The following is a 23,647-nucleotide window of genomic DNA, read 5'->3' as shown; positions in this document are numbered from 1 at the left end:
AGTAAAATGAAGTTACCACACAACATTACAGAAAGGACGATTTTTTATGAGCAATCAAATGATTACTCGTGAAAATTATAACACACAAATGACACTTCCTCTAGATGGAAAAGAAGAAAAAACTCCTGCCAAAAGAAATTTAGCCCCTACTTTCAAACCATATGACAACCGTCAAGTTCAAATGATTTATGATATTGAATCTCTTATACCCGAACATCACGTGGCACGTGTCGTGGACGAAATGGTGGAGGCGATACCAGATAAACAATTGTTTTCTCATTATAAAGGCGGCGGCAGAAGTTCCTATCATCCCAAAATGATGCTGAAAATCATTCTGTATGCTTATTCTCAAAAGGTTTATTCCTGCCGAGGAATCGAAAAACTCGTTAAAGAAAATATTCCTGCCATGTGGCTTTCAGCGATGCAACAACCAGATTTTCGCACCATTAATGAGTTCCGAGGGGAACGGATGAAAGCTTTCATGGATGAGCTCTTTGAAGTCATGATTCTCAAATTGATAAAAGAACATTACATCACGATGGAAAACTACTTTTTGGATGGCACTAAGATCGAAGCCAATGCCAATAAGTATTCTTTTGTGTGGAAAAAATCCACTTTGAAATTCGAAGAGAAATTAAAAGAAAAAATCCAAGAAACACTAAAGCACATTCATGAATTAACCCAATTAGAAGCCGGAACAGGGCAAAAGGAAAGCGATCAACATACAGAGATCACCGAACAAAACATGGAGGAAATCGCAAAAGAAATAGAAGAAAAAGTTGAAACGCTAACGGAAGAAATCGAAAAGGAGACCGATACATCCATTCGGAAAGAGAAGCGAAAAAAACGCAGTCAATTAAAGAAATCGGTGAAACAAATTCGTGAAGATTTCCTGCCCCGAATGGCAAGATACAAGGAACAAAAGGAAATGTTCGGTGACCGTAACAGCTACTCGAAAACAGACAAAGACGCAACCTTCATGCGCATGAAAGAAGACCATATGAAAAACGGTCAGCTCAAGCCCGGATACAACGTGCAAATGGGGACAGAGAATCAGTTTATCTTGTTTTATACCATTCATCAACGACCGACCGATACACGTTGCTTTATCCCACATATGGAGAAGCTAGCCTCCAGTTCATTACCGATGCCCAAAACGGTCATTGCGGATGCAGGCTATGGTAGTGAAGAAAACTATGTATATGCAGTTGGTGATGAGAAAGAGCCCCGTTTTGAGTTTCTAATTCCTTATGGGAGCTATGTAAAAGAACAAACACGTACATACAAAAAAGACATTAAAAATGCCAAAAACTGGACCTATTGTGAAGAGGATGATTGTTTTATTTGCCCGAATGGAAGGAGAGTAACGTTTAAAAAATACCAAAACAAAAAGAATCCATCTGGCTATGAACAAAGCTTCAAAATATACGAATGTGAAGATTGTACCGATTGCCCATTGAAAGCGAAATGCACAAAAGCGAAGGGAAATCGTCAAGTTCACTGGAATCCCATCTTCGAAGAAATGAAAGCAAAGGCCAAAACAGCCCTTGAATGTGAAGAGAAAGCCGCAATCTACGCTCGACGCAAAGTCGAGGCAGAAAGTGTGTTCGGTCACATCAAGGGCAATCGGTCGTTCCGCAGATTTTCTTTGCGGGGCCTCGACAAGGTACATGTTGAGTTTGGGATTGTGGCATTAGCCCACAACATACTGAAAGTAGCCGGCATCCGCCAGCTACTTTCAGATAAAAATCGAAAAAATATAAAAGCAAGTGGAGAGAAACGAATTGTTTTTCTCCACTTGCTTCATTTTAGGGACTTATCGGACAGCCCCATTTTACTGTAGATTTTGTCTAAAGAGGTGGAAAACATGATTCGTATTTTAGTGATTGACGATCATCCTGCTGTGAGAGAAGGGACAAAAGCGATATTGGAGACGGATTCTGAAGTTGAAGTGGATTGTCTGGAGCCTCCTTATACGGCTGAACTTATGAAGAAAATCGATTTTTTGCAATATGATGCAGTTCTTATGGATATGAATTTAGGTGACGTCAACGGGATTGAACTGGCAAAGCAAATAACATCCCAAGAACACCAATGCAAAGTCCTTCTTTATACTGGATATGATGTCAATGATTATATGGAAGAAGCGATTTCCTTAGGCATTCATGGAGTAATCAGCAAGACGGAGTCAAAAGAGAAAATATTATCTCACATTCGCCATGCGTTGCTTGGTGAGATTATTCTATCATTTGATTACGTAAAAAAATTGATTGAACGACAGACATTAAAGTCGCCATCTATGAAAGAAGCAAATGAGCCTTTAACAGATAGGGAAAAAATGATTTTAATGGAAGTCGAAAGAGGGTTAACAAATCAAGAAATAGCAGATAAGCTGCATTTAAGCAAAAGATCGATTGAATATAGTCTGACTTCCATTTTTAATAAGCTGCACGTCAGCTCTCGGACAGAAGCCGTATTAATTGCGAAGTCAGAAGGCATTCTTTAAATAAGGAGTCCCGTCCAATTTGATTGCTAAAAAAGATAAGGCTCATGAATGAACCTTATCCTTTGCTTTCTTTTTTTCTTTTAACTCATCAATTTTGCTGTTTTCCCATAGTTTCACTTTTGTATGGTAAGCTGCGCGGCTGATTAAATGTCCTGCTACAGGCGATGTTAAAAATATAAACAGAATTCCCAGCAAAACTCTTCCATTCATATGGTCTTCAAGTACCCAAAAATATAAGAACACCCCTAGTAAAATAGAGAGCACACCTAATGTCGCGCTTTTGGAAGCCGCATGGTTTCTCGTATATACATCTGGTAGCCTCAACACACCAATGGCGGAAATTAGGCTGAAAAAGGCTCCTTGGAGAATGAGATATCCGATCACAAACTTACTGATTGTTTCGATCATTTTCGATAATTTCTCCTTTCTCCAAGAATTTAGCAATCGATACTGTGCCGATAAAAGCTAAAATTCCAATTAATAAAATAATGTCCAAAAAAGCGCTTGTATCTAAAACAATCGACATGATCGCTGTGATCCCGACTAAGTTAATGCCGATCGCATCTAATGATATGGCGCGGTCTGGAACGGATGGGCCTTTGATGAGCCGAATCATCAATAAGAGAGAGGAAGCAGCGATAAGAGCCAAAGAAATCCAAATAATAAATTCAAACATTAACGGCTCACCTCCTTAATAGCTTTCTCAAAACTGCTTTTTATATCTTTTCTTGCTTGTTCGACATTCGCTATATCCACAGAATGGATATAAAGCGTTTTATTATCATCGGAAATATCAATAACAAATGTTCCTGGTGTTAAAGTAATGAGATTGGATAGAATCGTAATTTCCCAATCTTTTTCCAATTCTGTTTCAAAGGCAAAAATTCCAGGCTCCATTTTCAATTTTGGCGACAAAACGATTTTTAAAACAGCAATATTTGCAAGGACAAGCTCCTTCAAAAAGATGAATATGAGCTTTATGACAGCGGCAATATTGTACAGATAAAATCGTCTTGGAAAAAAACGGCGCAGCGCGAAAAGAATGATAATACCTAAAAGATATCCGATAAAAAATGTGATGAATGAGTAGTCATCCTGCAAAAGCATCCATGTAATGGCAATCATAAAATTTAACAGTATTTGAAAGGCCATGTGATCTACTCCTTTAATACGGCTTCAATATAAAGATCTGGAGAAAGAAGAACCTGTTCTGCCTGTTTGATGTATGAAGAGATAAATTCTGTGCCAAGCCCGTAAAATAATGAGAGAGCAAGCAAGAAAGCAGCCGGAACGTAAAGACTTTTTACTTGACTGGTTTCCCGAACTTGCGGAATTTTTTCCTCTCCCCAAAAACCGTTAATAAATATTTTCATCACAGAATATAGGACTAAAAGGCTTGAAAGCAAGACTGCGAAAGCTAATACAAATTCACCTTGCTCAAATCCCCCTTGGACTATTTTCAGTTTCCCGATAAAACCGCTTAATGGTGGAATGCCGGCTAAAGCTAATGCGGCGATAAAAAACATCCACCCAAGTGTTGGGTATTTTTTTATTAGTCCACTGAATTTATCAAGGTTTGTTGTTCCAGTGATCGAAAAGACGATTCCGACCAAAAGGAACAGCAACCCTTTAATAATCATATCGTGGATCATGTAATAAACAGATCCTTCTAAACCTGATTCGGTCATTGTGGACACTCCGAATAAAATGACACCAACGCCTGTCAAAATGTTGTATATCACGATCTGTTTAATATCCGAGAAGCTAATGGCGCCAATAACGCCAAATATGATCGTAAGCACCGCTAGCCATGCGATAAACGTATGAGTAAATGCAATGTCCTGCAAAAAAATAAGCGTAAACACTCTTGTGATCGAATAGACGCCAACTTTTGTCAAAAGAGCACCAAATAGAGCCGTAACAGCTGCTGGCGGAGCCTGATAGGAGCCGGGCATCCAGAAAAAAAGCGGGAAAATGGCTCCTTTCAATCCGAATACAATTAAATACATGATGGAGATGGCCGCGATGATGCCGGATGAGCCTAATTCTGCGACTCGCAGGCTCAAGTCAGCCATGTTTAATGTACCTGTTACAGCATATAGAAATGCAACGGATATGACAAATAAAGCCGATGAAATAACATTTACTAAAATGTATTTAATAGTTTCTCTTAATTGCGGCTTTGAATTTCCGTGAACAATTAAAAAATAAGAAGACATGAGCATAACTTCATAGAACACAAACAGATTGAAAAGATCTCCTGTCAGAAAAGCACCGGACACTCCGGTCAATAAAAACATGACGCCGGAATAGTAGAAAAATTTGCTTCGATTATAATCTACTATTTTGTAGGAAAATAGCAAACAGGCAAAAACAATAATGTTTGCCGTTAAAACAAGCAGAATCGCGTACATATCGGCTACAAGAACAATCCCAAACGGCGCTTTCCAATCTCCGACTTCAAGGGAAATGATTCCGTTTGTATGAACATAGTGAACAAGGAAAACGGAAATGCCGATATTTATAACGGAAGAAACAGCGCTTAAATATTTTTGCACTTTTTCTTGTTTATTGAAAAAAATAAGCAATACTGCAGTTATCATAGGAATAATAATCGGTAAAATAATGATATTGTTATTCATTTCTGATCATTTCCCCTCAATTGATCCATATCGTCTGTTCCAAGTTCTTGATAAGATCTGTAGGCTAACACTAAAAAGAAGGCTGTTACTCCAAAGCTAATGACAATTGCAGTTAATATAAGTGCTTGCGGCAAAGGGTCTACATAAGAAGCTGCGTGTTCATCTAGCAGCGGAACAGTTCCTTTTTTCAGTCCCCCCATCGTTAAAATGAGGAGATGAGCTCCGTGACTCAAAAGACCTGTTCCAATAATGATCCGCAATAAACTTTTTGAAAGCATTAAATATGTAGCTGTCATAAACAAAATTCCTGCAACAATGGAAGTTACAATCTCCATTATTCCGTCTCTCCAATCGTTTGAATAATCGTCATTGTCACACCAACAACAACAAAATATACACCGAGATCAAAAATGACAGCAGTCGCAAGATGCGTATCGCCTAAAACCGGTATGTGAACGTGGCCATGTGTATGGGAAAGGAACGGAACTCCGAAAAGAAAGGAGCCGATCCCCGATAAAATCGCAATCAATAATCCGAACGCCGCCACTTTAACATAATTAATGGGCAAAATCGCTTTCACGGTTTTGACATCAAAAGCGATCAATAATAAAACGATTGCTCCTGATGTGATGAGCCCGCCGATAAACCCGCCTCCAGGGGCATTATGGCCAGCGAAAAATAAATGGAACGAAAAAATGATCACGATAAAAAGTACGATTTTTGTAATTGTTTGCAAAATAAGATCATTCGTTTTTAAACCCGTTTTCTTCAACGTCTTTCCCTCCTGTGCGAAGGCGAATCATACTGTAGACAGCAAGCGCTGCGATTGCCAAAACAGTTATTTCAAACAGCGTGTCAAAGCCGCGGAAATCGACTAGTATAACGTTGACGACATTGTATCCGCCGCCCAAGCTATAGCTCGTTTCCAGAAAGTATTCCGCGATCGTTTTTCCAGTGCGTTCGCTGCTTGCGGAAATGGCCAGCAGCGTTACAATCCCCCCGACGCCTGCTGAAATTATAAAATTCACTAGGCGGAATCTTCGAGTTTTATCTTTTTTCTGCAGCTCAGGTAAGAAATAAAAAGCAAGCAAAAACAAGGCAGTTGATACCGTTTCAATAACTAGCTGCGTTAAGGCTAAATCCGGCGCTCTAAATAAAACGAAAAACAGTGCGAGTGAATACCCGACGGAGCTAAGTGCAATAATGGCTGTCAATCTGGATCTTGCCAAAACAGCTGTGATTGAACCGGCTATCATAACAATCGACAGGATCAATTCATAAATTCCGACAGGTGCAGCATCATCCGCAGCAAAAGAGATTGATTGCTTGATGATCATTGTCGCTCCAACTGCCATGATCATAAATGCAAAAATATAGACGAGATAGTCGCGAATAAATCCAGTCATATAAAAGCTTGTCAGCCGGTTGGAAGTTTTGCCTGTCGTTTTTAAAGAATGATCATATAATTGATTGAGCGTCATCCTTTTCGGCTGCAGATCGTAAACTCTTTTCCATTTTGACGCTGTCAAGTATAGGAATATTCCAAGTATCACTACGCCAACTGTCATCCAAAATTCCGCAGTAAAGCCGTGCCAATGTGAAATATGAATGTGAAAATGTTCTCCATCCTTCAACACGCTAGGCATGACAGATTTCATTGCCGGTTCGATTAAGCTGTAAGCAAGCAAGTTTGGAAAAAATCCAAAAATAACAACAAGGGATGCCAGCACAATAGGCGGAATCAGCATTCCGATCGGCGCCTCGTGGGGTTTTTTAGGCAGATTTTCCAGCTGCAATTTTCCAGCAAATGTTTTAAAAACAAACATCATGCTGTAAATAAATGTAAAAATACTGCCGATCCATGCGAGCACTGGAAGTAAAAACCCCCATGTTTCTGTTTGAAATACATCCATGTTCAATACTCGAATCATACCGGTAAAAAACATTTCCTTGCTTAAAAATCCATTAAATGGTGGAAGACCTGCCATAGAAAACGCGCCGATTAAACCGATCGTAAAGGTAATGGGCATAAGGGACATGAGTCCGCCAAGCTTTCTAATATCTCGAGTACCTGTCTCATGATCAACAATGCCTGCAACCATAAATAGGCTGCCTTTAAATGTCGCATGGTTAATCAAATGGAAAATCGCTGCTAAAATCGCAACTGAATAAAATTCAAAATGATCAAACAAGAGGGCGGCGGAGCCGACACCTAAAAGGGACATAATCATGCCGAGCTGGCTGACAGTTGAAAAGGCTAACATCGCTTTTAAATCTGTTTGTTTCACCGCATGGAAGGATCCCCAGAATAAGGTGAAAATTCCGAAAAGTGAAACGATCCAAAACCATTCGGCACTTCCTGCAAATACAGGTGTGAATCGAGCAACTAAATAAATGCCTGCTTTCACCATCGTTGCTGAGTGGAGATACGCACTGACTGGCGTTGGCGCTTCCATCGCATCAGGCAGCCAAATGTAAAAAGGAAATTGGGCGGATTTTGTAAATGCTCCCAATAAGAGCAGAATAAGGGCTGGGATAAATAATCCATTGTCGGCGATACTGCTGCTTTGGGCAATTGTTTCACGAATGCTGAATGTTCCAGTCATGATGTAGAGCAATATAAATCCGCCAAGCATGGAAAACCCGCCGAAAACAGTAATAAGCATCGATTTTAGCGCCCCGTAACGTGATCTTTCCCGATAATGCCAATAGCCAATTAATAGAAAAGAAGAAAAGCTGGTAATTTCCCAAAAAGTATATAAAACAATAGTATTATCAGTTAAGACTACTCCAAGCATTGACCCCATAAACATCAACAAATAAACGTAAAACGCATTCAGCTGTTCTTTTTCCTTCGACAAATAGTAAATCGAATAAAGAACAACGAGAGATCCGATACCGGTAATGAGCAAAGCAAACAGAAGGCTGAGTCCGTCCACATAAACAGCAAAATCAATTCCTAATGATGGAATCCATTTAACAGTTTGTACGATACCTTCTTTATACTTAACTCCCGGCAAAAATTGAAGAAAAAATATGAATAAACATATAGGAAGGGGAAGCACAAACCATCCAGTATGTATTTTCCGAAATGTCTTATATAGGAATGGTACCATGAAAGCAAATAGAAATGGAAATAATATAGCCCAATGCAGAAATGTCATGTAAACCCTCCTTATCCAATGTTTTGGACTAGCTGTATTTTATTGTTCTCAATATTTTTTGCATATATAGCATTTTAAATTTCAAGTTCATAAGACCACAAATATCGTATCAAAAAAATCATAAAATGTATATTTTTTTGTGAAATTTCCCACCTTGAAAATGAGGTGGTATGATGGCAAAAAAGGTAATGACAGCCGTTTTAATTTTTATCTTATTATTCAGCATTTCATGGTATTTGCATGAACAAACGAAACAGACGTATGTACATCCATCATATGAGTGGACGCCAATCAATACTTTTTCCAAAAATATGAAGGGAGAAACGTTTGCACCAAGAGAATACATTCGTGTCATCAATTACTTAGAATGAAATGCCAAAAATATTTAAGAAAATACAAGTAAAATCGAGTTTTTTAAAGGAAATTGGCGATTGCCCAGTTTTTTTCTTTATTTACAGGAAGAAAAATTTATGAGATGAACAGGAAGTTTTAAAATTTCCTCGGATTATTGTAAAAAACGTTTTTTTATGTTTTCACTAGGAAGGATGCATTTGTTTTTTTGACCGAACCATTTATATCGGTTTTTAGCAATGATCTGATAAAAAAAATCGCGAATTGGTTTCGGGATGATGATGAATCCGTAAAATATTTTCAAAAACCCGTTTAAGTGTTTGGCGATATGTAAAGCAGCAGTGGATTTTGTATAACAGCGATTCCCATCCAATAATACGAGCGAATCAAAAGATTCAGTCGAAAGGCCGAATTGCTGTAATAATTCCTTTCCCTTGCTTGATTGCAGCGGTGCGAATATAAAAATTTCATCTGGATCGTGCGAAATGATGAAATTTACGGTCGAATCGCAAAAATTGCACATGCCGTCGAAAAGAATGATTTTTTTTGGCTTCATCGATATTCACTCCTTTCTTCCATTTTATAATAAAAAATTCCACTAGTGTTGCATAAATATTGTCGTAATTTTCAGTTTTATTATTTTTCCTGTTTAGAGCCAAAAAGGTAAGTACCCAATTAAAGGTGACCCCATCCATTTGGAAATTTATTGACAATTAGACCTGTGCGACGACGACAATTTACTTATTAAGGGATGGCTTTTCCTTCAATTTTTCGAAGCCAGATATGCGCTGGTTTCCACAATGCAGCCCTTAAATAACGGCTAATTTGTAAGGTTTTTCGCGTACTATTTGTTTCGATTTGTGCCAGAACATGTAGGCAAAAAACAATAAGTGCGATAAATACTTGATTTTGAATCGCCCATTCACTTTGACCATAGAATTTTTTGATGCTGAGATGTTGTTTGACCCATTTAAAAAACAGTTCAATAGCCCATCGTGATTTGTACATCTCGGAAATTTCTTCGGCGCTTAAATCAAAACGATTTGTGATTAAATGGAGTTCATTTCCTTTTGAATCCATCACTTTTAGAAGGCGAAAGTAATTTTCAGCACGGTTTTGAGTTGTGCCAATCAATACCATTTGATCCGACAAAACACTCGTATCTTCGGGTAGTTTAAAATCATAAACTTCCCGTATAACAGCGTTTTTCCGTAGTCTGGAAAGAAAGAAGTAGCCGTCATCCGTCATACGATCAAAGCGCTCATAGTCTAGATAGCCACGGTCAAACACATACATGCATTCCTTGTCATCCACCATGATTTCAAGCTGTCCACGGTCATGTTCTCTTGCCGTTGTCATCAAAGCTTTTTCAGGATAGGATATCCCCTTTTCCATAAACACAAGGCGCAAATGCAGCTTTACACCAGCCTTTGTTTTGCGAAACTTCGCCCATTTATGATTGGTCAAATTAAGTGGCAATGTGCTTGAATCAATGATTTTTAAAGGCATGACCCGTTTTGTGTATTGTGTTTTGGCATGAATTTTTGCGACTAAATCAAGAAAAAGCTTTTGAAATAGATCTGGGTTTATACCATTTAATCGCCGTGACAACTGTGAAATACTAATAGAATTAAGGTCGACCCCTTTTTGAAGTTGGTCATCAAAAAGGCAATCGCTTAGCGCATGGAGACTTTCGATTTCTTCCAATTGCGCAAAAAGCAGTAATTTTAGAAATGACTCTGTCGTTAATTTTTTCGTATAGTAATCTAATTTCATCGTTTTCACCTGTTCTTCAAATAATTGAAGATTTATTGGCGAAAACCATTGTCCAAATGAAGTTTTTCGTGTAATCTTGTCCATGAGTTTGGTCCTTTTTAGTGGATTTGGACGGGTTACCACCTGACTTATCCATTATAAAGGACTTTTTCTTTTCACAAAATAAAATAAGTGAAGATTGTGAGTCTTTTTAATATTAAAATTAAATTAATGCAACACTAGTGAAAAAATTCATAAAAAATTTTTTATTTTCCGAAATGGAAGATATTTATTCTTGTTAAATGATATAATGAAGTAACGGTGTTTTCGGAGCAGTGATTGCATAAGGAGGGAGGATGAACGTGGAGGCCAAGAAGCAGTTATTTATTGATTTTGAATTTACAATGGCTGAGAACAAAATGAATCCGGAAGGCTTTTTTCCGGAAATTATCGAAGCGGGTGTCGTAAAGGTAGAAAGGGGAAAAATTAAAGAGACGTTTTCCACATTTGTAAAACCTAGATTTTTTCCAAAATTAACAGAACGATGTAAGCGTTTTTTGGAAATTACCCAAGAACAAGTTGATAACGGTCTATCGTTTTCCGAATTGGTTCATCTTCTTCGCAAGCTTTCTTTTGGGGAAGAAACAATGATCGTGACATGGGGCAACATGGACATGAAAGTTCTTCGCCATAATTGCAAAGAGCATGGACTGCCATTTCCAATAGCAGGTACGGAGATCGATTTATCAATGGAATATAAAAAATTTTTTGGCGACCGCAATCAAACAGGATTGTGGAAAGCTGTGGAGGAATACGGCAAAAAAGGAATCGGCAAGCATCATCGTGCACTTGACGATGCGTTAACAACTTTTAATATTTTTAAGCTGATTGAAAAAGATAAGCAATATCTTTTGAAACCAAAGCCGCTGACAATTGGTGAACGAATAGATTTAACAAAATTATGGCAAAAGCAAGCGACATGAAAAGGCCAGCTGCAATTTGTAGTGGCCTTTTCATAATGCTTTAAAATATTCTCTCTCTAATCGATTCAAGTTTTCAAGAGAACGCAATGCCCAATCGCTTCCATCTTCCTCAAGCTCCTTCTTTAAAGCAGCGGAAGCTTCTTTCAGAGAAGTTTCGTAATCAGGAATTTCCCCGTTATAATGGTGAACCATTTTTTTTGGAATATTTGCTTGTTCATTGAAGGAAAGTGCTTTGCGTTCATGAAAGAACGGAACATCTGCTTGTTTCGGCTGGTGCAAATCCCCTTGCATCGGATGTTTTAAAACCGCTTTTACTCTTACTAAATAATGATTCTCCCGAATTTCGGTAACTTCCCCGATATATTTACCGGTTTTATAAATGCCTGTAACGATATCCCCGACTTTTATGTCCAAAGTTTTCCCCTCCAGCAATTGTAATGTTTTCACCTATTGTACACTTTTATTTTCAGAGCAGATGGCATGATAAAGCAAAATTTTGCTATAGTAGAAAGATAGAATGGATTTGAAAGGTCGTGATGATCATGGAATGGCTTCTAAATTTTATTCTATATTTTCCGGAAAATAAAATTGAATATTTATATGGTTTTTTGCAAATGGTTCCGTTTATCATTTTAGCTGTAGTTGCGATCATTTTTTTTAAAAAAATATCCCGCAAGGAAGAAGAAAAAGCGAATGAGCTGCTGAAAAAGCTTTCAGAAAATGAGAAAAAAAGAAGCTGAAACCGGGAGGCGATGCCTCCCAACGAATGTTAAGAAAGAGCCGTTTTTAGTCTCTTTAATCCATCTAGGACCATCTGCCGCGGACAGCCGATATTCATCCGCACAAAACCTTCTCCAGCCTTGCCGTATTTACTGCCCAGTTCCAATGCTAATTTTCCTTTTTCAAGCAGCTGTTTTTTTAATTGTTGTTCAGTCATATTTAATGAACGGCAATCAAGCCAAATTAAATACGTAGAATCAGGATGGATTACGTTTATAGTTTTTAAATGCTCCCCAATATATTGTTCGACAAGTTTTACGTTTTCTTCAAGGTAAAGGAGAAGTGAATCCAGCCATTCATGTCCGTTATTGTAGGCTGCTTCCATTGCCGTAATGCCAAAAATATTTAAAGAAAAATGCCCCTGCTTTCTTTTCACTTGTTTAAATTTACCTAATATTTTCTTATCAGGAATGATCACTGCTGAAGCTTGAAGGCCGGCAAGATTAAATGTTTTGCTTGGCGCAATAGCTGTAATGGAATTTTGAGCAAATGATTCACTGATGGAAGCAAAAGGAGTGTGCTTATTGCCGAACAGCAAAATATCTGAATGAATTTCATCTGAAAAAACAAACACGCCGTTTTCTAAGCACAATTCGCCGATTTTTGCAAGCTCCTCTTTTGTCCATACTCTTCCGCTCGGGTTTTGCGGGTTGCAAAGAATCAGCATTTTGACGGATGGATCTGCCAGCTTTTCCGCCAAATCTTCAAAATCGATAGAATAACGCCCGTCTTTTAAAACTAATTCATTCTCCACAACAATGCGTTTATTATACTTCACCATGTCAAAAAAAGGCTTGTATACCGGGGGCTGAATCACAATCCGATCCCCCTCTTCCGTTAATGCTTGGATGGCTATGCTCATTGCTTCCACTACGCCTGAACAAAAATCAAGTGAATCGGCTGAAATTTCCCATCCATGTCTTGTTTTTAGCCAATTTTGAACCGATTTTTTTGTTTTGGAGGCGACGCCAGTATAGCCGTACACACCGTGTTCGACTCGTTCTTTCAAAGCCGCTATGACCGCATCGGGAGATTTGAAATCCATATCAGCTACCCACATTGGCAAAACATCTTCATGTCCGAACAATTCTTTTGTGAAATCCCATTTGTAAGATTGTGTTCCTTTTCTTTTTATTACTTGATCAAAATCACTCATCTTCTCACCTCAATACCAATGTATATGTGCTAAAATACAATTGCAAACATTTTGTACCAATTTGGGGGAAGCGATATGGAACAAAAAGAGGCAAATTTATTTATGATTGAACTGTTAAGTGAATGGGATCCGCTCCAACTGGGCAATGATGCTTACGAACTGGAAATAGTTGATTGCATTCAAGCCGTTCATACAATTGATCACCCTTTACAGTTGGCTAGGAAGATTCAGTCAATTTACGAATTCTCTTTTGAAGAGGTTATACCTTTAAAGGAATGTGAAAAAATCGCCAAAAAACTATTGGCGATTAAAAAAAATGTGTCATGCCAATTATTGTAAAAACACTTGCCTATTTAGCCGAAACAAAAATCAAAAATGTGATTACTAACATGATATGGCCGCTCTTCAGGCACTAAATGGCCTGTTTGTTTGAAGGAGACAAAACGAGAGATGGGCAAATCTTTCTGAAGCTGGTATCCGACTTCGATTGGAACGATTTTATCTTCTTCCCCCCATACTAATAAGCATGGAATTTCAATCGTTTTTAAGTCTTGTGAGGAAAGATCTCCTTCACGTTCACGAATCATTCGGGTCAATGCTCTGAAAATTTTATCGTCATAAAACGGTTCGCTATATCCGTATATCATGTCTTCGTTAATGAGCGATTGGTCGTGCACGACACTGCATAAGCTTTTCCATACGCCTTGCCTGATAAATTGTCTTTTAACGTAAAGGTAAAAATACGGGAGATATGAACAAAATATGAGAGAGGAAGGCATCTTTTGCATATAACCAGAGCTGCAAATGAGCACAATTTTTTTAAACAAATCAGGTTTTTGCTTAGCTGCATATAAAGAAATTTGTCCGCCCATGGAATGGCCGACAATTACAGCCTGTTTGATTTGCAGACGTTCTAAAAGCTCTATAACCGCTTTTGCCATGTTGTGATAGGAATAGAAAAACTTTGTTGCTTTTTCGGATTTCCCAAATGGGGGAAGATCAATGGCTATAATGGAAAAGTGCTTTTTTAATAAAGGGATTAATTTTCTGTAGCTGAAGGTGGAGGATAAAAATCCATGAATCAGCACGATCGTATCTGTTTGTTGTGGATGATGATAATATTCGTAATATATATTTGTTCCTAATATTTTCATCTTGTGATGGATTTCCTTTAGCAATGCTTATTTCTCCTTTCAGTAATTTTGTACCGTTAGTTTATCCATCAATTTAAAAAATTTTCTGGCATAGTGATGTAAAAATTCTGGAACGTGATATAATTATCTGAAGATTCCATTTTAGGGGGATTTACAAAAATGAAATTGACTGAAAAGGAAACAGAAATTTTAGAAATTTTGGAGGAAGACAGCCGCTTAACACCTGAAACAATTGCAAAAATGATTGGACTTTCTGAGGAAGAGACAAAGAAATTGATTTCAGGTTTAGAAGAGAAAAAAATCATCGTGAATTATGCGACAACCATTGATTGGAAAAAGGTAGACGGGCATGAAGGCGTAACAGCCATGATCGATGTAAAGGTGGCTCCAAAAAGAGGCGTAGGGTTTGATGAAATTGCTGAACGCATTTATCGATTTAACGAGGTTAAATCGGTTTATTTAATGTCAGGCGCTTATGATCTTTCTGTCGTGATTGAAGGAAAAACAATGAATGATATAGCCCGTTTTGTATCGGAGAAGCTGTCAACGCTTGAATCCGTTTTATCTACAACAACACATTTTATTTTGAAAAAATATAAACATGACGGAATCATTTTTGATCACGAAGATAAAGATAAAAGAATCGTGGTGTCACCATGAAAATGAAGACGTTAAATTCATATTTGTCAGAAACTGTCATAAATATGAAGCCATCAGGCATCCGCAAGTTTTTTGACCTGGCTGCCAATATGGAAGGCGTTATTTCACTTGGTGTAGGAGAGCCTGATTTTGTCACTCCATGGAATGTACGCGAAGCCTGCATTCTTTCCTTGGAACAAGGATTTACGTCTTATACAGCAAACGCTGGATTGTATGAGCTTCGCGAAAAAATCAGCGAGTATTTGTTCAAACGTTTTGATTTACAGTACGATCCGGCTGAAGAAATTATTGTAACAGTTGGTGCGAGTCAAGCGATCGATATAGCTTTCCGGTCTATTATTAATAGCGGGGATGAAGTATTAATAATAGAACCTTGCTTTGTTTCATATGCGCCTCTGGTCACTCTCGCGGGAGGGAAGCCTGTCAGCGTATCTACCTTTGGAGAAGAAGAATTTAAAGTCAATCCGGAAATTTTGGAAAAATATATTACAAGTAAGACAAAAGCCATTATGATTTGTACGCCAAACAACCCGACAGGAACGGTTTTATCGAAGAAAGAGCTGGAAGCAGTTGCACAAATTGCTAAGCGATATGACTTGCTGGTAGTGGCTGATGAGATTTATGCTGAGCTCTGTTATGAAGATGAATATGTAAGCATGCCGAGTATTGAAGGTATGAAGGAACGGACAATTCTTATTTCCGGCTTTTCTAAAGGCTTTGCCATGACAGGATGGCGGCTTGGGTATATAGCTGCTGACCGAGTTTTTGCGCGTGCAATGTTGAAGGTTCATCAATATTCGATCATGTGCGCGCCGACAATGGCCCAATACGCTGCATTAGAAGCATTGGAAAATGATGAAGATGTTTTATACATGCGGAAAAGCTATCAAAGAAGAAGAAACTACATTGTTCAGTCGTTAAATGAAGCCGGTTTATTTTGCCATATGCCGGGCGGTGCCTTTTATGCTTTTCCAAGCATTAAAAGCACCGGATTGTCTTCCGAGGAATTTGCGGAGAGATTGCTTTTAGAAGAAAAAGTAGCAGTAGTCCCCGGCAATGTTTTTGGCCAAAGCGGCGAAGGATATATTCGTTGTTCATACGCATCATCTATGGAGCAGCTTCAAGAAGCGATGAAAAGGATCAAACGATTTGTACAATCTTTATAATGCTTTTATTGCCTGGCCTAATATGAGGCCAGGTTTTTTTATTTATTTTTGCTCAAATGAGTACATTGTGTTATAATTGATCACCGCATATTCGTTTTAAGCAGAAATTATGAATTAGGAGTGTTTAAATGGCTAATCAATATCCTATCGGGGCTGTTTTAGTTGGTAAAGTGACAGGAATCCAGCCGTACGGTGCATTTGTAGCATTGGATGAAGAAACGCAAGGTCTAGTGCATATTTCGGAAATTGCCCACGGATATGTAAAAGATGTCCGGGATTACTTAAAGATCGGCGATGAAGTAAATGTAAAAATTCTTTCTGTTGATCATGAATCGGGAAAGATCAGCTTATCCATTAAGGCAGTGGAAGAAAAATCAAAACCAATTGCTAAACAAAAAACAGAAAACGAAGCGTCAAGAGGCTTTAACACATTGCGTGAAAAACTGCAGGAATGGATTGAACAATCAAAACACGAAAATATTATAAAAAAATAAAGACATACGCATCACGGTCATGGCGGAATTTTACGGAAACGTTATTGTAGAACACGAATTTGTTTTATAATACTTATTCGTGTTACAAAGACTGCTATCGAACTTTGCCCGGACATTCTTTTAAAGATTTATCGAATGTCATTTCGGTTATAGAAGTTCGAAAACGGCAATCCTTCAAGCTGCGCTAATGAAAAAAACCGGCAATTATGCCGGTTTATTTGAACCCTACTTTTCGATTCTGTCGATTTTAGAAAAAAATTATAGAAGGTTTTTTTACAGAAAATTATGTCGATTTTTTAAGCTCCGAATTTTGATCCCATTGAAATGCTTGTTGTCTTTATCTTGTTTCCGTCTTAGGCTCATTACGGGCAAATTCTGCATCAGGTTTAAATAAGAGAGCAAGATTAATGAGACCGGCAATACCGACTATACCATAAATGATTCTAGATAAAGCAGCATTTTGGCCGCCAAAAATAGCTGCCACAAGATCAAATTGAAAAAATCCGATAAGACCCCAGTTCAGGGCTCCGATTATTGTAAAAAGCAGTGCAATCCGCTGTAAAGTGCTCATGTTGCTACCTCCTTTAAGTTGAATTTTTCCTTATTAACTTGTATCAAAATGAAAAATTTATACATCTGATAGCAGGAATAATGAGCCTGTTCTGTTTATTGTTTTCTTGATTTCGACAAATATTTTCGATAAAGTGGAAGACATGGCAGATAAATTTTTAGAGATGGAGGAATTGGCTTATGGCACATGTACGTTTTGATTACTCTAAAGCTTTATCTTTTTTTAGTGAGCAAGAATTTACATATTATCAAGATTTTGTAAAGGTTGCCCATCATTCCTTGCATGAAAAATCAGGTCAAGGAAGTGATTTTTTAGGCTGGATTGATTTGCCGCAAGATTATGACAAGGAGGAATTTGCACGGATTCAACAATGTGCCGAAAAAATCCGTTCGGATTCTGATGTATTGCTTGTCATCGGAATCGGAGGTTCTTATTTAGGTGCTCGAGCTGCAATTGAAATGTTGAACCATTCATTTTTTAATGCTCTTTCAAAAAGCCAAAGAAAAGCGCCGCAAATTATTTTTGTCGGAAACAATATAAGTTCTACATATATCCAAGATGTTATTGATTTTATAAAAGAAAAAGATTTTTCCATTAATGTCATTTCTAAATCTGGAACAACGACAGAACCAGCGATAGCGTTCCGAATTTTCCGTAAATTATTAGAGGATAAATATGGAAGAGAAGAAGCGAAAAAACGTATTTATGCTACGACAGATAAAGCGCGCGGAGCCCTCAAAACACTCGCAAATGAAGAAGGATATGAATCATTTATTATCCCGGATGATGTCGGCGGACGATATTCTGTTCTAACTGCTGTCGGGCTTCTTCCGATTGCGGTAAGCGGAGTGGATATTGAAGAGATTATGAAGGGCGCTCAAGATGCAAGAAGAGATTTTTCTTCTTCCGAGCTAATGGAGAATCCAGCTTACCAGTATGCCGTTGCGCGCAATATTCTTTATAATAAAGGGAAAACAATTGAAATGCTCATCAATTATGAGCCGGCTCTTCAATATTTTGCGGAATGGTGGAAGCAGCTTTTCGGGGAAAGTGAAGGAAAAGATTTGAAAGGTATTTTCCCTGCTTCAGCCAACTTTTCGACAGATCTGCATTCGTTAGGACAATATGTGCAAGAAGGGCGCCGGGACATATTTGAAACGATCTTACATGTAGAGAAGGTACGGCATGACATAACGATTGAAGAAGATGAAAGCAACCTAGACGGATTAAATTATTTAGCCGGAAAATCTGTTGATTTTGTCAATAAAAAAGCATTTGAAGGGACTCTCTTAGCTCATACTGACGGGGGCGTACCGAACCTCATTGTTTCCATTCCTGAATTAAACGCTTATACATTCGGATATCTCGTTTATTTCTTTGAAAAAGCTTGTGCAATGAGCGGTTATTTACTTGGCGTTAACCCGTTTGACCAGCCAGGCGTAGAAGCATACAAAATCAACATGTTCGCTCTTTTAGGCAAACCGGGCTTTGAAGAGAAAAAAGCTGAGCTTGAAAAACGCTTGAAATAAAAGGGAATCATGTAAAAAAGAACGGCAATTTGTTGCTGAATTTTCCTTTGCCAAGCAGACAGAATTTGATTAAGCAGCAGCTGTAGCTATTTCTTGCTACAGCTGTTTTATTTTTGTTTATCTGCTGCCCGCTTCCGACAATTGGAATGCAATGTTGCTCTTTTATTCCTTTATTTAGAAAAATAAATACACAATTTGCTCTTCATCGCAATATTTTTGACTGTCACGTTATATCCCTTCCATTAACAGAAGCCCTTTAACTTTTATCTGTCCGCTGTAAGAGCGTAGAGAATATTATTGGGAAGAGGGATCCGCATAGTTAGAGCAAAATTCGAAATAAAAAACCAATTTTTTAACTTAAAATAATGACTTTCCATCAAACGAAAAATTCGCTCGAATATTTGCCGGATGCAAAAATCGCCATTTTCCATAAAGCTTGAAGAGCATCTTTCATGACTACTTTTTCACCATTGGGTAAACATAATAAAAAATGAGCAGGAAGGTGTTTAAGTTATGATTGAAATTTCTTCATCTTTGGAAGGAAAACAATATCCTTTATACGATTTAGAACTGGAATTAAAACAGTTAGGATACACAATTGGAGGGAATTGGGATTATGATCACGGTTATTTTGATTATCTGATGGATGATGACGACGGATACCACTTTTTAAGAATACCGTTTCGTGCTGTCGACGGGCAATTGGATGCACATAATGCAACGGTAAGACTCGGCCGGCCTTTTATTTTAACCCACAAATATAAAGAGGGACTTGACGATCATGCGGCAATTGGAAATTTCCAAGCCTCCTTTAATCAGTTTTCCGAACCGGCGGAAAAAGATGCCGATGTTTTAGAGCCTTATGTTCAATTAGGAGAGACACTAATTCAAGAGCTTGAAAGAAGATTAAATTAGTTTTTTAAAGCTATTAAACAATCGTGTTGAACGACTTTAAAATTGTGGGGAGGGTTTAGAAAAATCTCTTCCCCTCTTTTGATGCCAAAAAGAATGATGCCATTGGAAAACAGGTCATTATGCAATTGCTGAAAATTTTTCCCGATGTCCTGGTCTGTTGGAGATTCAATTGTTAAGCGGGCGCCGTATGCTTTCCCGAGCTCTAATATAACATTCGAAAATCCATTCTGAAATAAGAAGCTGTTTAAAAAGACTTGACCAACCACCTGGAAAGATTGAATAATCTCATCAGCTCCCGCCCGTTTGGCATTCAATGTTTGTGTTTTTGTCATCATTTCGCAAATGGTGTACACGGACGGATTTGACGCTTTTACCGTAATTAATACTAAAATCGTGAGCATGTCGGCTTCCAATTCGTTTCTATGTTGATCAGCTGTGATGAAGACAGCTTTTGCCTCTTTAATGTTTGCTTTATTTAAAATTTGATCATCGGCAGGATTTCCTTTAATAAAGTGTATGTTTTCATCAATATAAGGTGCCTCAGATAATGTTTGGTCGATAAGAACAATAGGGCAGTAAAATTTTATAATACGCAGTGTTTCAATAATCTCCTTTGTTTTTTCATTCCAGCCAATTAATAAAAAATGGTTTTTCCCTTTGAAAGGAATTTCCCCGTCAATATAGGCATTTTGCCTTTTTACAGCAGCAGCTGATAAATTCGTAAAATAGGATGTTAAAAATGCTACTCCGGTCAAAATTAGTATCATTCCGAATGTACGTCCCAAAAAAAGTTTTTGGAACGAAATCGCCATAACCGGTTGTAGACATTGTTACAAGAGCCCACCATATGCCTTCAAAAGGTGTAGGAAACTCCTTCGGTTCTATGTAAGAAATCATCGTGCCAAACAAAATTAAAATCATTAACACAATAACAGACATTCGGATAAAAACCGGCCACCTTAAATATTGAATCCAAAGCTTTGTCGATTTCATGATTTACTTCCTTTCGTTTCGGCAAGAAAAGAGAAAATTTCTGTAATAATTGTATTGATTTTTTTGGAAACGGCCTCTTTTCCGTATGCATCGACCGCGCGTTTAATCGCCTTGATGGTTTGATCTTCAAATTCTATAATGCTTACATCTTCTTCTGATTCATTGTACAGCTCGATAAAAACATCTAACGCATCGTTCATGTTATCAATTGCGGTACTCAGTTGTTTTTTCTCTTCATTATTAAGTTTCATCTCAACACCCCTGTATTAGTATGTGCAAATTCTTTTTTGAAAATGAAACTTTTCGTATACAAATGCGTATGAATATGTTGGACAGCTGAATTCATAATTATGGGGTGATTTTACAGTAAAGCTGAATGAAATGGTTCATGTCATCGTAGAATAGTAAAGACATGTGTCAGTTCTTTTACGTTGATACAAAATTCTGTACAAATTCCTTCAAAAATTGTTATATTATTGTTAACTATAAAAAATAGAACGGGAGGTTTTTCAAAATGCTTTTTCATCCGATGGACATTCTGGTGTTCATTGCCTTCGGAATATCTATTTGGGCGCAATTCCGTGTGAAAGGGAATTTTGCTAAGTATTCCGATGTGATCGCTTCGAGTCATTTAACAGGGGCAGAAGTTGCGCGGAGAATTTTGGATCAAAACGGACTTTATGACGTTCCAGTCGAGCCTGTTCACGGGCAGCTGACAGACCACTACGATCCAATTCATCGGGTTGTGCGGTTATCAGAGCCGGTTTATTACGGAAATTCGATTGCGGCCGTCTCCGTCGCGGCGCATGAGTGCGGACACGCAATTCAACATAAAGAACGGTATGGTGCTCTTGTGTTAAGACATAAAATGTTTCCAGTTGTCAATCTTACATCGGGAATTGCTCCGATTTTGCTTATTGCCGGGTTTTTATTACAAAGCTTAAACTTGTTAGGGCTTGGGATTATCTTTTTCTCCGCTGCAGTTGCATTTCAGTTGATCACATTGCCTGTTGAGTTTAATGCGAGCTCTAGAGCAAAAGCTATTTTAGTAAGCGACGGCTTTATCCGAAACGAAGAAGAGCACGGAGTCAATAAAGTATTAAATGCAGCGGCTTTAACGTATGTTGCGGCAGCTTTAATATCTCTATTTGAACTTCTGAAATTCGTGATGATTTTCTTCCAATCTCAAGAAGAATAAAAATTGGAAAAGGGGCTTATTCGTATAATAGGCCCCTTGTCATTTTAGAAAAAGCGCAAGGCTAAGAGGCGGTGTTTATCATGTTAAAAAAATTTATATTACAGACGAGCCGGCGTGATGAAATGATTGACATTACAATGTCAATTCAACAGTTTGTACATGAATCAGCCGTTTCAGAAGGGATAGTTGTGGTATACTGTCCGCACACGACAGCAGGCATTACGATCAATGAAAATGCTGATCCTGACGTAAAGCGGGATATGATTCGCCGTTTCGATGAGCTGTACCCATGGGAGAATCCGCTTGACCGGCATTTTGAAGGGAATACTGCTGCTCATATGAAAGCAAGTACTGTCGGAGCATCCCAGCACGTTATCATCTTGGAAGGAAATTTGCTGCTTGGGACATGGCAAGGCATTTATTTTTGCGAGTTTGACGGACCTAGAAAACGGACATATTATGCAAAAATTTTAAAAGGATAGGTTTTAGTTAAAATGTATAAAAAGTTTGCCCGATTCTAGCCGAAATTCGTTTATTTTTATTTTCACGAATATAGTTTTGATAAGTTGATAGGTACTTGTAATTCGGTCTTGTAACTTGATCTTTTAAATAAGCCGATTCAACCGCTTGTCTTTTTCGATATCGATTTAACGTTTCGATGACGCCTTTTGCATCACGAATTCCGATTCCGTGACCGTAATACAGATTATTGCCGAGATGAATCGCATTTACCCCCCGCCACTGTGGTGTTTCCGGGTTAAAATCCGGGTTGTTGAAATAAACGCAGTCTCCTGGGACAAAATCAGTCGTAACGGTCGTTCGGACTCCGAGGTCTTTGTCGTAATGCCAGTCATATAAAACAAGATCTGCAAATAAATAATTAAAAGCTTTTTCTCCTATTGAATCAAGAGCAGCTTTATAGAACACAATGACTATAGCTGTTGCACATTCAAATGCATATTTATTTCCATTTATAAAAATGTCCTCTATTCCTTTTGCCGGAGTCACATCTTTTTTTAACAAAAACGCCCCTTTACTGCTCAGCTGCCAGAAGCGATCATGACAGTATGAATTTTCAAATGTCGCAAATTGCGCTTTGCTTTTTAAAAGGTCGAGCGAAGCTTCGATCGTTTTTCTCCTGAATAAAATTTCAAACTTTAATTCATTTAAGGATTCATAGCGATAAACTTTGTGGCTGTTTGCCATCCAATCAATAATTTCCCGATCTTTTGCATCTGAAAAAAATTCTTTTAATTCATTAGCTGTAATAGGCCTATTTTGAATTGCAATCATTTATCGTTCCCCCCTCTGTAGCCATCGTATGATTTTGATAAGTAATTGGTCCATGTAAATTCTGATATATCTTTGAAAAGAGCGTTACCGCATCAACTTTTTTACAGGAGAAAAACCTCTTATGAAATTTCGTCATTTGTATAAATTTATACTTGTATTGGAAAAATCATCACGCTATAATATTGTCTGTGACAAATGAAAAACGGGGCATTAGCTCAGTTGGGAGAGCGTCGTGCTGGCAGCGCGAAGGTCAGGGGTTCGAGCCCCCTATGCTCCATTTAAAAAACCCTTGTTGACCAAGGGTTTTATTATTTCTTCATAAAAAATGAGTTTTTTG

At 38.0% G+C, this 23,647-nt stretch carries 30 protein-coding genes and 1 tRNA gene; 14 read left to right on the top strand and 17 right to left on the bottom strand.

Annotated elements, in window-relative coordinates; genetic code table 11:
• Positions 1 to 46: 46 nt before the first annotated feature.
• Both ACVIJU_RS16810 and ACVIJU_RS16805 read left to right on the top strand, forming a co-directional pair.
• Positions 47 to 1,843 carry an IS1182 family transposase gene (locus ACVIJU_RS16810; protein WP_456687787.1) on the top strand — a complete coding sequence of 599 codons (1,797 nt, stop codon included), beginning with the start codon at positions 47 to 49 and terminating at the stop codon, positions 1,841 to 1,843.
• 24 nt (positions 1,844 to 1,867) lie between these two features.
• Positions 1,868 to 2,506 carry a response regulator transcription factor gene (locus ACVIJU_RS16805; protein WP_066249242.1) on the top strand — a complete coding sequence of 213 codons (639 nt, stop codon included), beginning with the start codon at positions 1,868 to 1,870 and terminating at the stop codon, positions 2,504 to 2,506.
• A gap of 42 nt (positions 2,507 to 2,548) precedes the next feature.
• Here ACVIJU_RS16805 and mnhG read toward each other — a convergent pair whose 3' ends face one another.
• From mnhG to ACVIJU_RS16770, 7 genes are read right to left on the bottom strand one after another with little or no spacing between them, the layout of a single operon-like run.
• A complete protein-coding gene (gene mnhG, locus ACVIJU_RS16800) occupies positions 2,549 to 2,914 on the bottom strand; it encodes a monovalent cation/H(+) antiporter subunit G (protein WP_063387064.1) in 366 nt (121 codons plus the stop codon).
• Positions 2,895 to 3,182, bottom strand: a complete 288-nt coding sequence (locus ACVIJU_RS16795; protein WP_066249245.1) for a Na(+)/H(+) antiporter subunit F1 — start codon at positions 3,180 to 3,182, stop codon at positions 2,895 to 2,897. The genes mnhG and ACVIJU_RS16795 overlap by 20 nt, the downstream gene beginning before the upstream one ends.
• Positions 3,182 to 3,658 carry a Na+/H+ antiporter subunit E gene (locus ACVIJU_RS16790; RefSeq protein ID WP_130157059.1) on the bottom strand — a complete coding sequence of 159 codons (477 nt, stop codon included), beginning with the start codon at positions 3,656 to 3,658 and terminating at the stop codon, positions 3,182 to 3,184. The genes ACVIJU_RS16795 and ACVIJU_RS16790 overlap by 1 nt, the downstream gene beginning before the upstream one ends.
• Positions 3,659 to 3,663: 5 nt before the next feature.
• Complete coding sequence (locus tag ACVIJU_RS16785) at positions 3,664 to 5,148, bottom strand: Na+/H+ antiporter subunit D (RefSeq protein WP_066249250.1); 1,485 nt, start codon at positions 5,146 to 5,148, stop codon at positions 3,664 to 3,666.
• Positions 5,145 to 5,483, bottom strand: a complete 339-nt coding sequence (locus tag ACVIJU_RS16780) for a Na(+)/H(+) antiporter subunit C (protein WP_066249252.1) — start codon at positions 5,481 to 5,483, stop codon at positions 5,145 to 5,147. The genes ACVIJU_RS16785 and ACVIJU_RS16780 overlap by 4 nt, the downstream gene beginning before the upstream one ends.
• Positions 5,483 to 5,920 (bottom strand): Na(+)/H(+) antiporter subunit B, encoded by a 438-nt coding sequence (locus ACVIJU_RS16775; RefSeq protein ID WP_130157063.1) that lies wholly within the window; start codon positions 5,918 to 5,920, stop codon positions 5,483 to 5,485. The genes ACVIJU_RS16780 and ACVIJU_RS16775 overlap by 1 nt, the downstream gene beginning before the upstream one ends.
• Entirely contained in the window at positions 5,892 to 8,312 is a 2,421-nt protein-coding gene (locus ACVIJU_RS16770) for a Na+/H+ antiporter subunit A (RefSeq protein WP_429646512.1), read from the bottom strand. Before ACVIJU_RS16770 ends, ACVIJU_RS16775 begins: the two co-directional genes overlap by 29 nt.
• 173 nt (positions 8,313 to 8,485) lie before the next feature.
• On the opposite strand from ACVIJU_RS16770, the gene ACVIJU_RS16765 reads away from it, so the two are divergent.
• Positions 8,486 to 8,683, top strand: a complete 198-nt coding sequence (locus ACVIJU_RS16765) for a hypothetical protein (protein WP_429646510.1) — start codon at positions 8,486 to 8,488, stop codon at positions 8,681 to 8,683.
• A gap of 134 nt (positions 8,684 to 8,817) precedes the next feature.
• On the opposite strand, the gene ACVIJU_RS16760 is transcribed toward ACVIJU_RS16765, so the two are convergent.
• Together ACVIJU_RS16760 and ACVIJU_RS16755 are read right to left on the bottom strand one after the other, a co-directional pair.
• A complete protein-coding gene (locus ACVIJU_RS16760) occupies positions 8,818 to 9,219 on the bottom strand; it encodes a thiol-disulfide oxidoreductase DCC family protein (RefSeq protein ID WP_429646509.1) in 402 nt (133 codons plus the stop codon).
• A 188-nt stretch (positions 9,220 to 9,407) separates the two neighbouring features.
• Positions 9,408 to 10,523: an IS4 family transposase gene (locus ACVIJU_RS16755; protein ID WP_456687346.1), complete on the bottom strand. Its 1,116-nt coding sequence runs from the start codon at positions 10,521 to 10,523 to the stop codon at positions 9,408 to 9,410.
• 257 nt (positions 10,524 to 10,780) lie between these two features.
• Between ACVIJU_RS16755 and kapD the strand changes: the two genes are divergently transcribed.
• Positions 10,781 to 11,401 (top strand): 3'-5' exonuclease KapD, encoded by a 621-nt coding sequence (gene kapD, locus ACVIJU_RS16750; protein ID WP_063387101.1) that lies wholly within the window; start codon positions 10,781 to 10,783, stop codon positions 11,399 to 11,401.
• 30 nt (positions 11,402 to 11,431) lie between these two features.
• Here kapD and ACVIJU_RS16745 read toward each other — a convergent pair whose 3' ends face one another.
• Complete coding sequence (locus ACVIJU_RS16745) at positions 11,432 to 11,815, bottom strand: kinase-associated lipoprotein B (protein ID WP_063387055.1); 384 nt, start codon at positions 11,813 to 11,815, stop codon at positions 11,432 to 11,434.
• A 128-nt stretch (positions 11,816 to 11,943) separates the two neighbouring features.
• On the opposite strand from ACVIJU_RS16745, the gene ACVIJU_RS16740 reads away from it, so the two are divergent.
• Positions 11,944 to 12,141 carry a hypothetical protein gene (locus ACVIJU_RS16740; protein WP_063387054.1) on the top strand — a complete coding sequence of 66 codons (198 nt, stop codon included), beginning with the start codon at positions 11,944 to 11,946 and terminating at the stop codon, positions 12,139 to 12,141.
• 29 nt (positions 12,142 to 12,170) lie between these two features.
• On the opposite strand, the gene ACVIJU_RS16735 is transcribed toward ACVIJU_RS16740, so the two are convergent.
• Positions 12,171 to 13,337, bottom strand: a complete 1,167-nt coding sequence (locus ACVIJU_RS16735) for a MalY/PatB family protein (protein WP_456687786.1) — start codon at positions 13,335 to 13,337, stop codon at positions 12,171 to 12,173.
• A 75-nt stretch (positions 13,338 to 13,412) separates the two neighbouring features.
• Here ACVIJU_RS16735 and ACVIJU_RS16730 point away from each other — a divergent pair, with 75 nt between their 5' ends.
• Positions 13,413 to 13,676: a DUF1871 family protein gene (locus ACVIJU_RS16730; protein ID WP_066249268.1), complete on the top strand. Its 264-nt coding sequence runs from the start codon at positions 13,413 to 13,415 to the stop codon at positions 13,674 to 13,676.
• Between the two features lie 14 nt (positions 13,677 to 13,690).
• Here ACVIJU_RS16730 and ACVIJU_RS16725 read toward each other — a convergent pair whose 3' ends face one another.
• On the bottom strand, positions 13,691 to 14,491 hold the full coding sequence (locus ACVIJU_RS16725; protein WP_063387100.1) for an alpha/beta fold hydrolase: 801 nt from the start codon (positions 14,489 to 14,491) through the stop codon (positions 13,691 to 13,693).
• A 159-nt stretch (positions 14,492 to 14,650) separates the two neighbouring features.
• Here ACVIJU_RS16725 and ACVIJU_RS16720 point away from each other — a divergent pair, with 159 nt between their 5' ends.
• From ACVIJU_RS16720 to yugI, 3 genes are all read left to right on the top strand, one after another.
• Positions 14,651 to 15,151 (top strand): Lrp/AsnC family transcriptional regulator, encoded by a 501-nt coding sequence (locus tag ACVIJU_RS16720; protein WP_063387051.1) that lies wholly within the window; start codon positions 14,651 to 14,653, stop codon positions 15,149 to 15,151.
• Positions 15,148 to 16,317: an aminotransferase gene (locus ACVIJU_RS16715; protein WP_186439307.1), complete on the top strand. Its 1,170-nt coding sequence runs from the start codon at positions 15,148 to 15,150 to the stop codon at positions 16,315 to 16,317. Before ACVIJU_RS16720 ends, ACVIJU_RS16715 begins: the two co-directional genes overlap by 4 nt.
• A gap of 128 nt (positions 16,318 to 16,445) precedes the next feature.
• A complete protein-coding gene (gene yugI, locus ACVIJU_RS16710) occupies positions 16,446 to 16,811 on the top strand; it encodes a S1 domain-containing post-transcriptional regulator GSP13 (protein WP_063387050.1) in 366 nt (121 codons plus the stop codon).
• 337 nt (positions 16,812 to 17,148) lie between these two features.
• Here the strand turns inward: yugI and ACVIJU_RS16705 are convergent, their stop codons facing one another.
• Positions 17,149 to 17,382: a DUF378 domain-containing protein gene (locus ACVIJU_RS16705; RefSeq protein ID WP_063387049.1), complete on the bottom strand. Its 234-nt coding sequence runs from the start codon at positions 17,380 to 17,382 to the stop codon at positions 17,149 to 17,151.
• Positions 17,383 to 17,561: 179 nt separating this feature from the next.
• On the opposite strand from ACVIJU_RS16705, the gene ACVIJU_RS16700 reads away from it, so the two are divergent.
• Both ACVIJU_RS16700 and ACVIJU_RS16695 read left to right on the top strand, forming a co-directional pair.
• Complete coding sequence (locus tag ACVIJU_RS16700; protein WP_063387048.1) at positions 17,562 to 18,911, top strand: glucose-6-phosphate isomerase; 1,350 nt, start codon at positions 17,562 to 17,564, stop codon at positions 18,909 to 18,911.
• Between the two features lie 513 nt (positions 18,912 to 19,424).
• Positions 19,425 to 19,826, top strand: a complete 402-nt coding sequence (locus ACVIJU_RS16695) for a YugN-like family protein (RefSeq protein ID WP_063387047.1) — start codon at positions 19,425 to 19,427, stop codon at positions 19,824 to 19,826.
• On the opposite strand, the gene ACVIJU_RS16690 is transcribed toward ACVIJU_RS16695, so the two are convergent.
• The 3 genes from ACVIJU_RS16690 to ACVIJU_RS16680 all read right to left on the bottom strand — a co-directional run bounded on the left by ACVIJU_RS16690 (position 19,823) and on the right by ACVIJU_RS16680 (position 21,070).
• Positions 19,823 to 20,593, bottom strand: coding sequence for a potassium channel family protein (locus ACVIJU_RS16690; protein ID WP_456687785.1), 771 nt, complete (start codon positions 20,591 to 20,593; stop codon positions 19,823 to 19,825). The two genes, ACVIJU_RS16695 and ACVIJU_RS16690, sit on opposite strands and share 4 nt — an antisense overlap.
• The gene (locus tag ACVIJU_RS16685; protein WP_456687952.1) at positions 20,502 to 20,747 is read right to left on the bottom strand and encodes an ion channel; all 246 of its coding nucleotides are present in this window, start codon (positions 20,745 to 20,747) and stop codon (positions 20,502 to 20,504) included. Before ACVIJU_RS16685 ends, ACVIJU_RS16690 begins: the two co-directional genes overlap by 92 nt.
• 68 nt (positions 20,748 to 20,815) lie before the next feature.
• The gene (locus tag ACVIJU_RS16680; RefSeq protein WP_063387045.1) at positions 20,816 to 21,070 is read right to left on the bottom strand and encodes a hypothetical protein; all 255 of its coding nucleotides are present in this window, start codon (positions 21,068 to 21,070) and stop codon (positions 20,816 to 20,818) included.
• 263 nt (positions 21,071 to 21,333) lie between these two features.
• Between ACVIJU_RS16680 and ACVIJU_RS16675 the strand changes: the two genes are divergently transcribed.
• Positions 21,334 to 22,017: a zinc metallopeptidase gene (locus tag ACVIJU_RS16675; protein WP_063387044.1), complete on the top strand. Its 684-nt coding sequence runs from the start codon at positions 21,334 to 21,336 to the stop codon at positions 22,015 to 22,017.
• An 80-nt stretch (positions 22,018 to 22,097) separates the two neighbouring features.
• Entirely contained in the window at positions 22,098 to 22,499 is a 402-nt protein-coding gene (locus tag ACVIJU_RS16670) for a secondary thiamine-phosphate synthase enzyme YjbQ (RefSeq protein WP_063387043.1), read from the top strand.
• A gap of 7 nt (positions 22,500 to 22,506) precedes the next feature.
• Here ACVIJU_RS16670 and ACVIJU_RS16665 read toward each other — a convergent pair whose 3' ends face one another.
• Positions 22,507 to 23,310, bottom strand: coding sequence for a protein-glutamine gamma-glutamyltransferase (locus ACVIJU_RS16665; protein WP_063387042.1), 804 nt, complete (start codon positions 23,308 to 23,310; stop codon positions 22,507 to 22,509).
• Positions 23,311 to 23,514: 204 nt separating this feature from the next.
• On the opposite strand from ACVIJU_RS16665, the gene ACVIJU_RS16660 reads away from it, so the two are divergent.
• Positions 23,515 to 23,587 (top strand) — tRNA-Ala (locus ACVIJU_RS16660).
• The last annotated feature ends 60 nt before the right edge of the window (positions 23,588 to 23,647 follow it).

The sequence above is a fragment of the Aeribacillus sp. SP014 genome, assembly GCF_054055575.1.
Note: the sequence above shows the minus strand (reverse complement) of the source record. Positions and strands in the feature narration are given on the sequence as shown.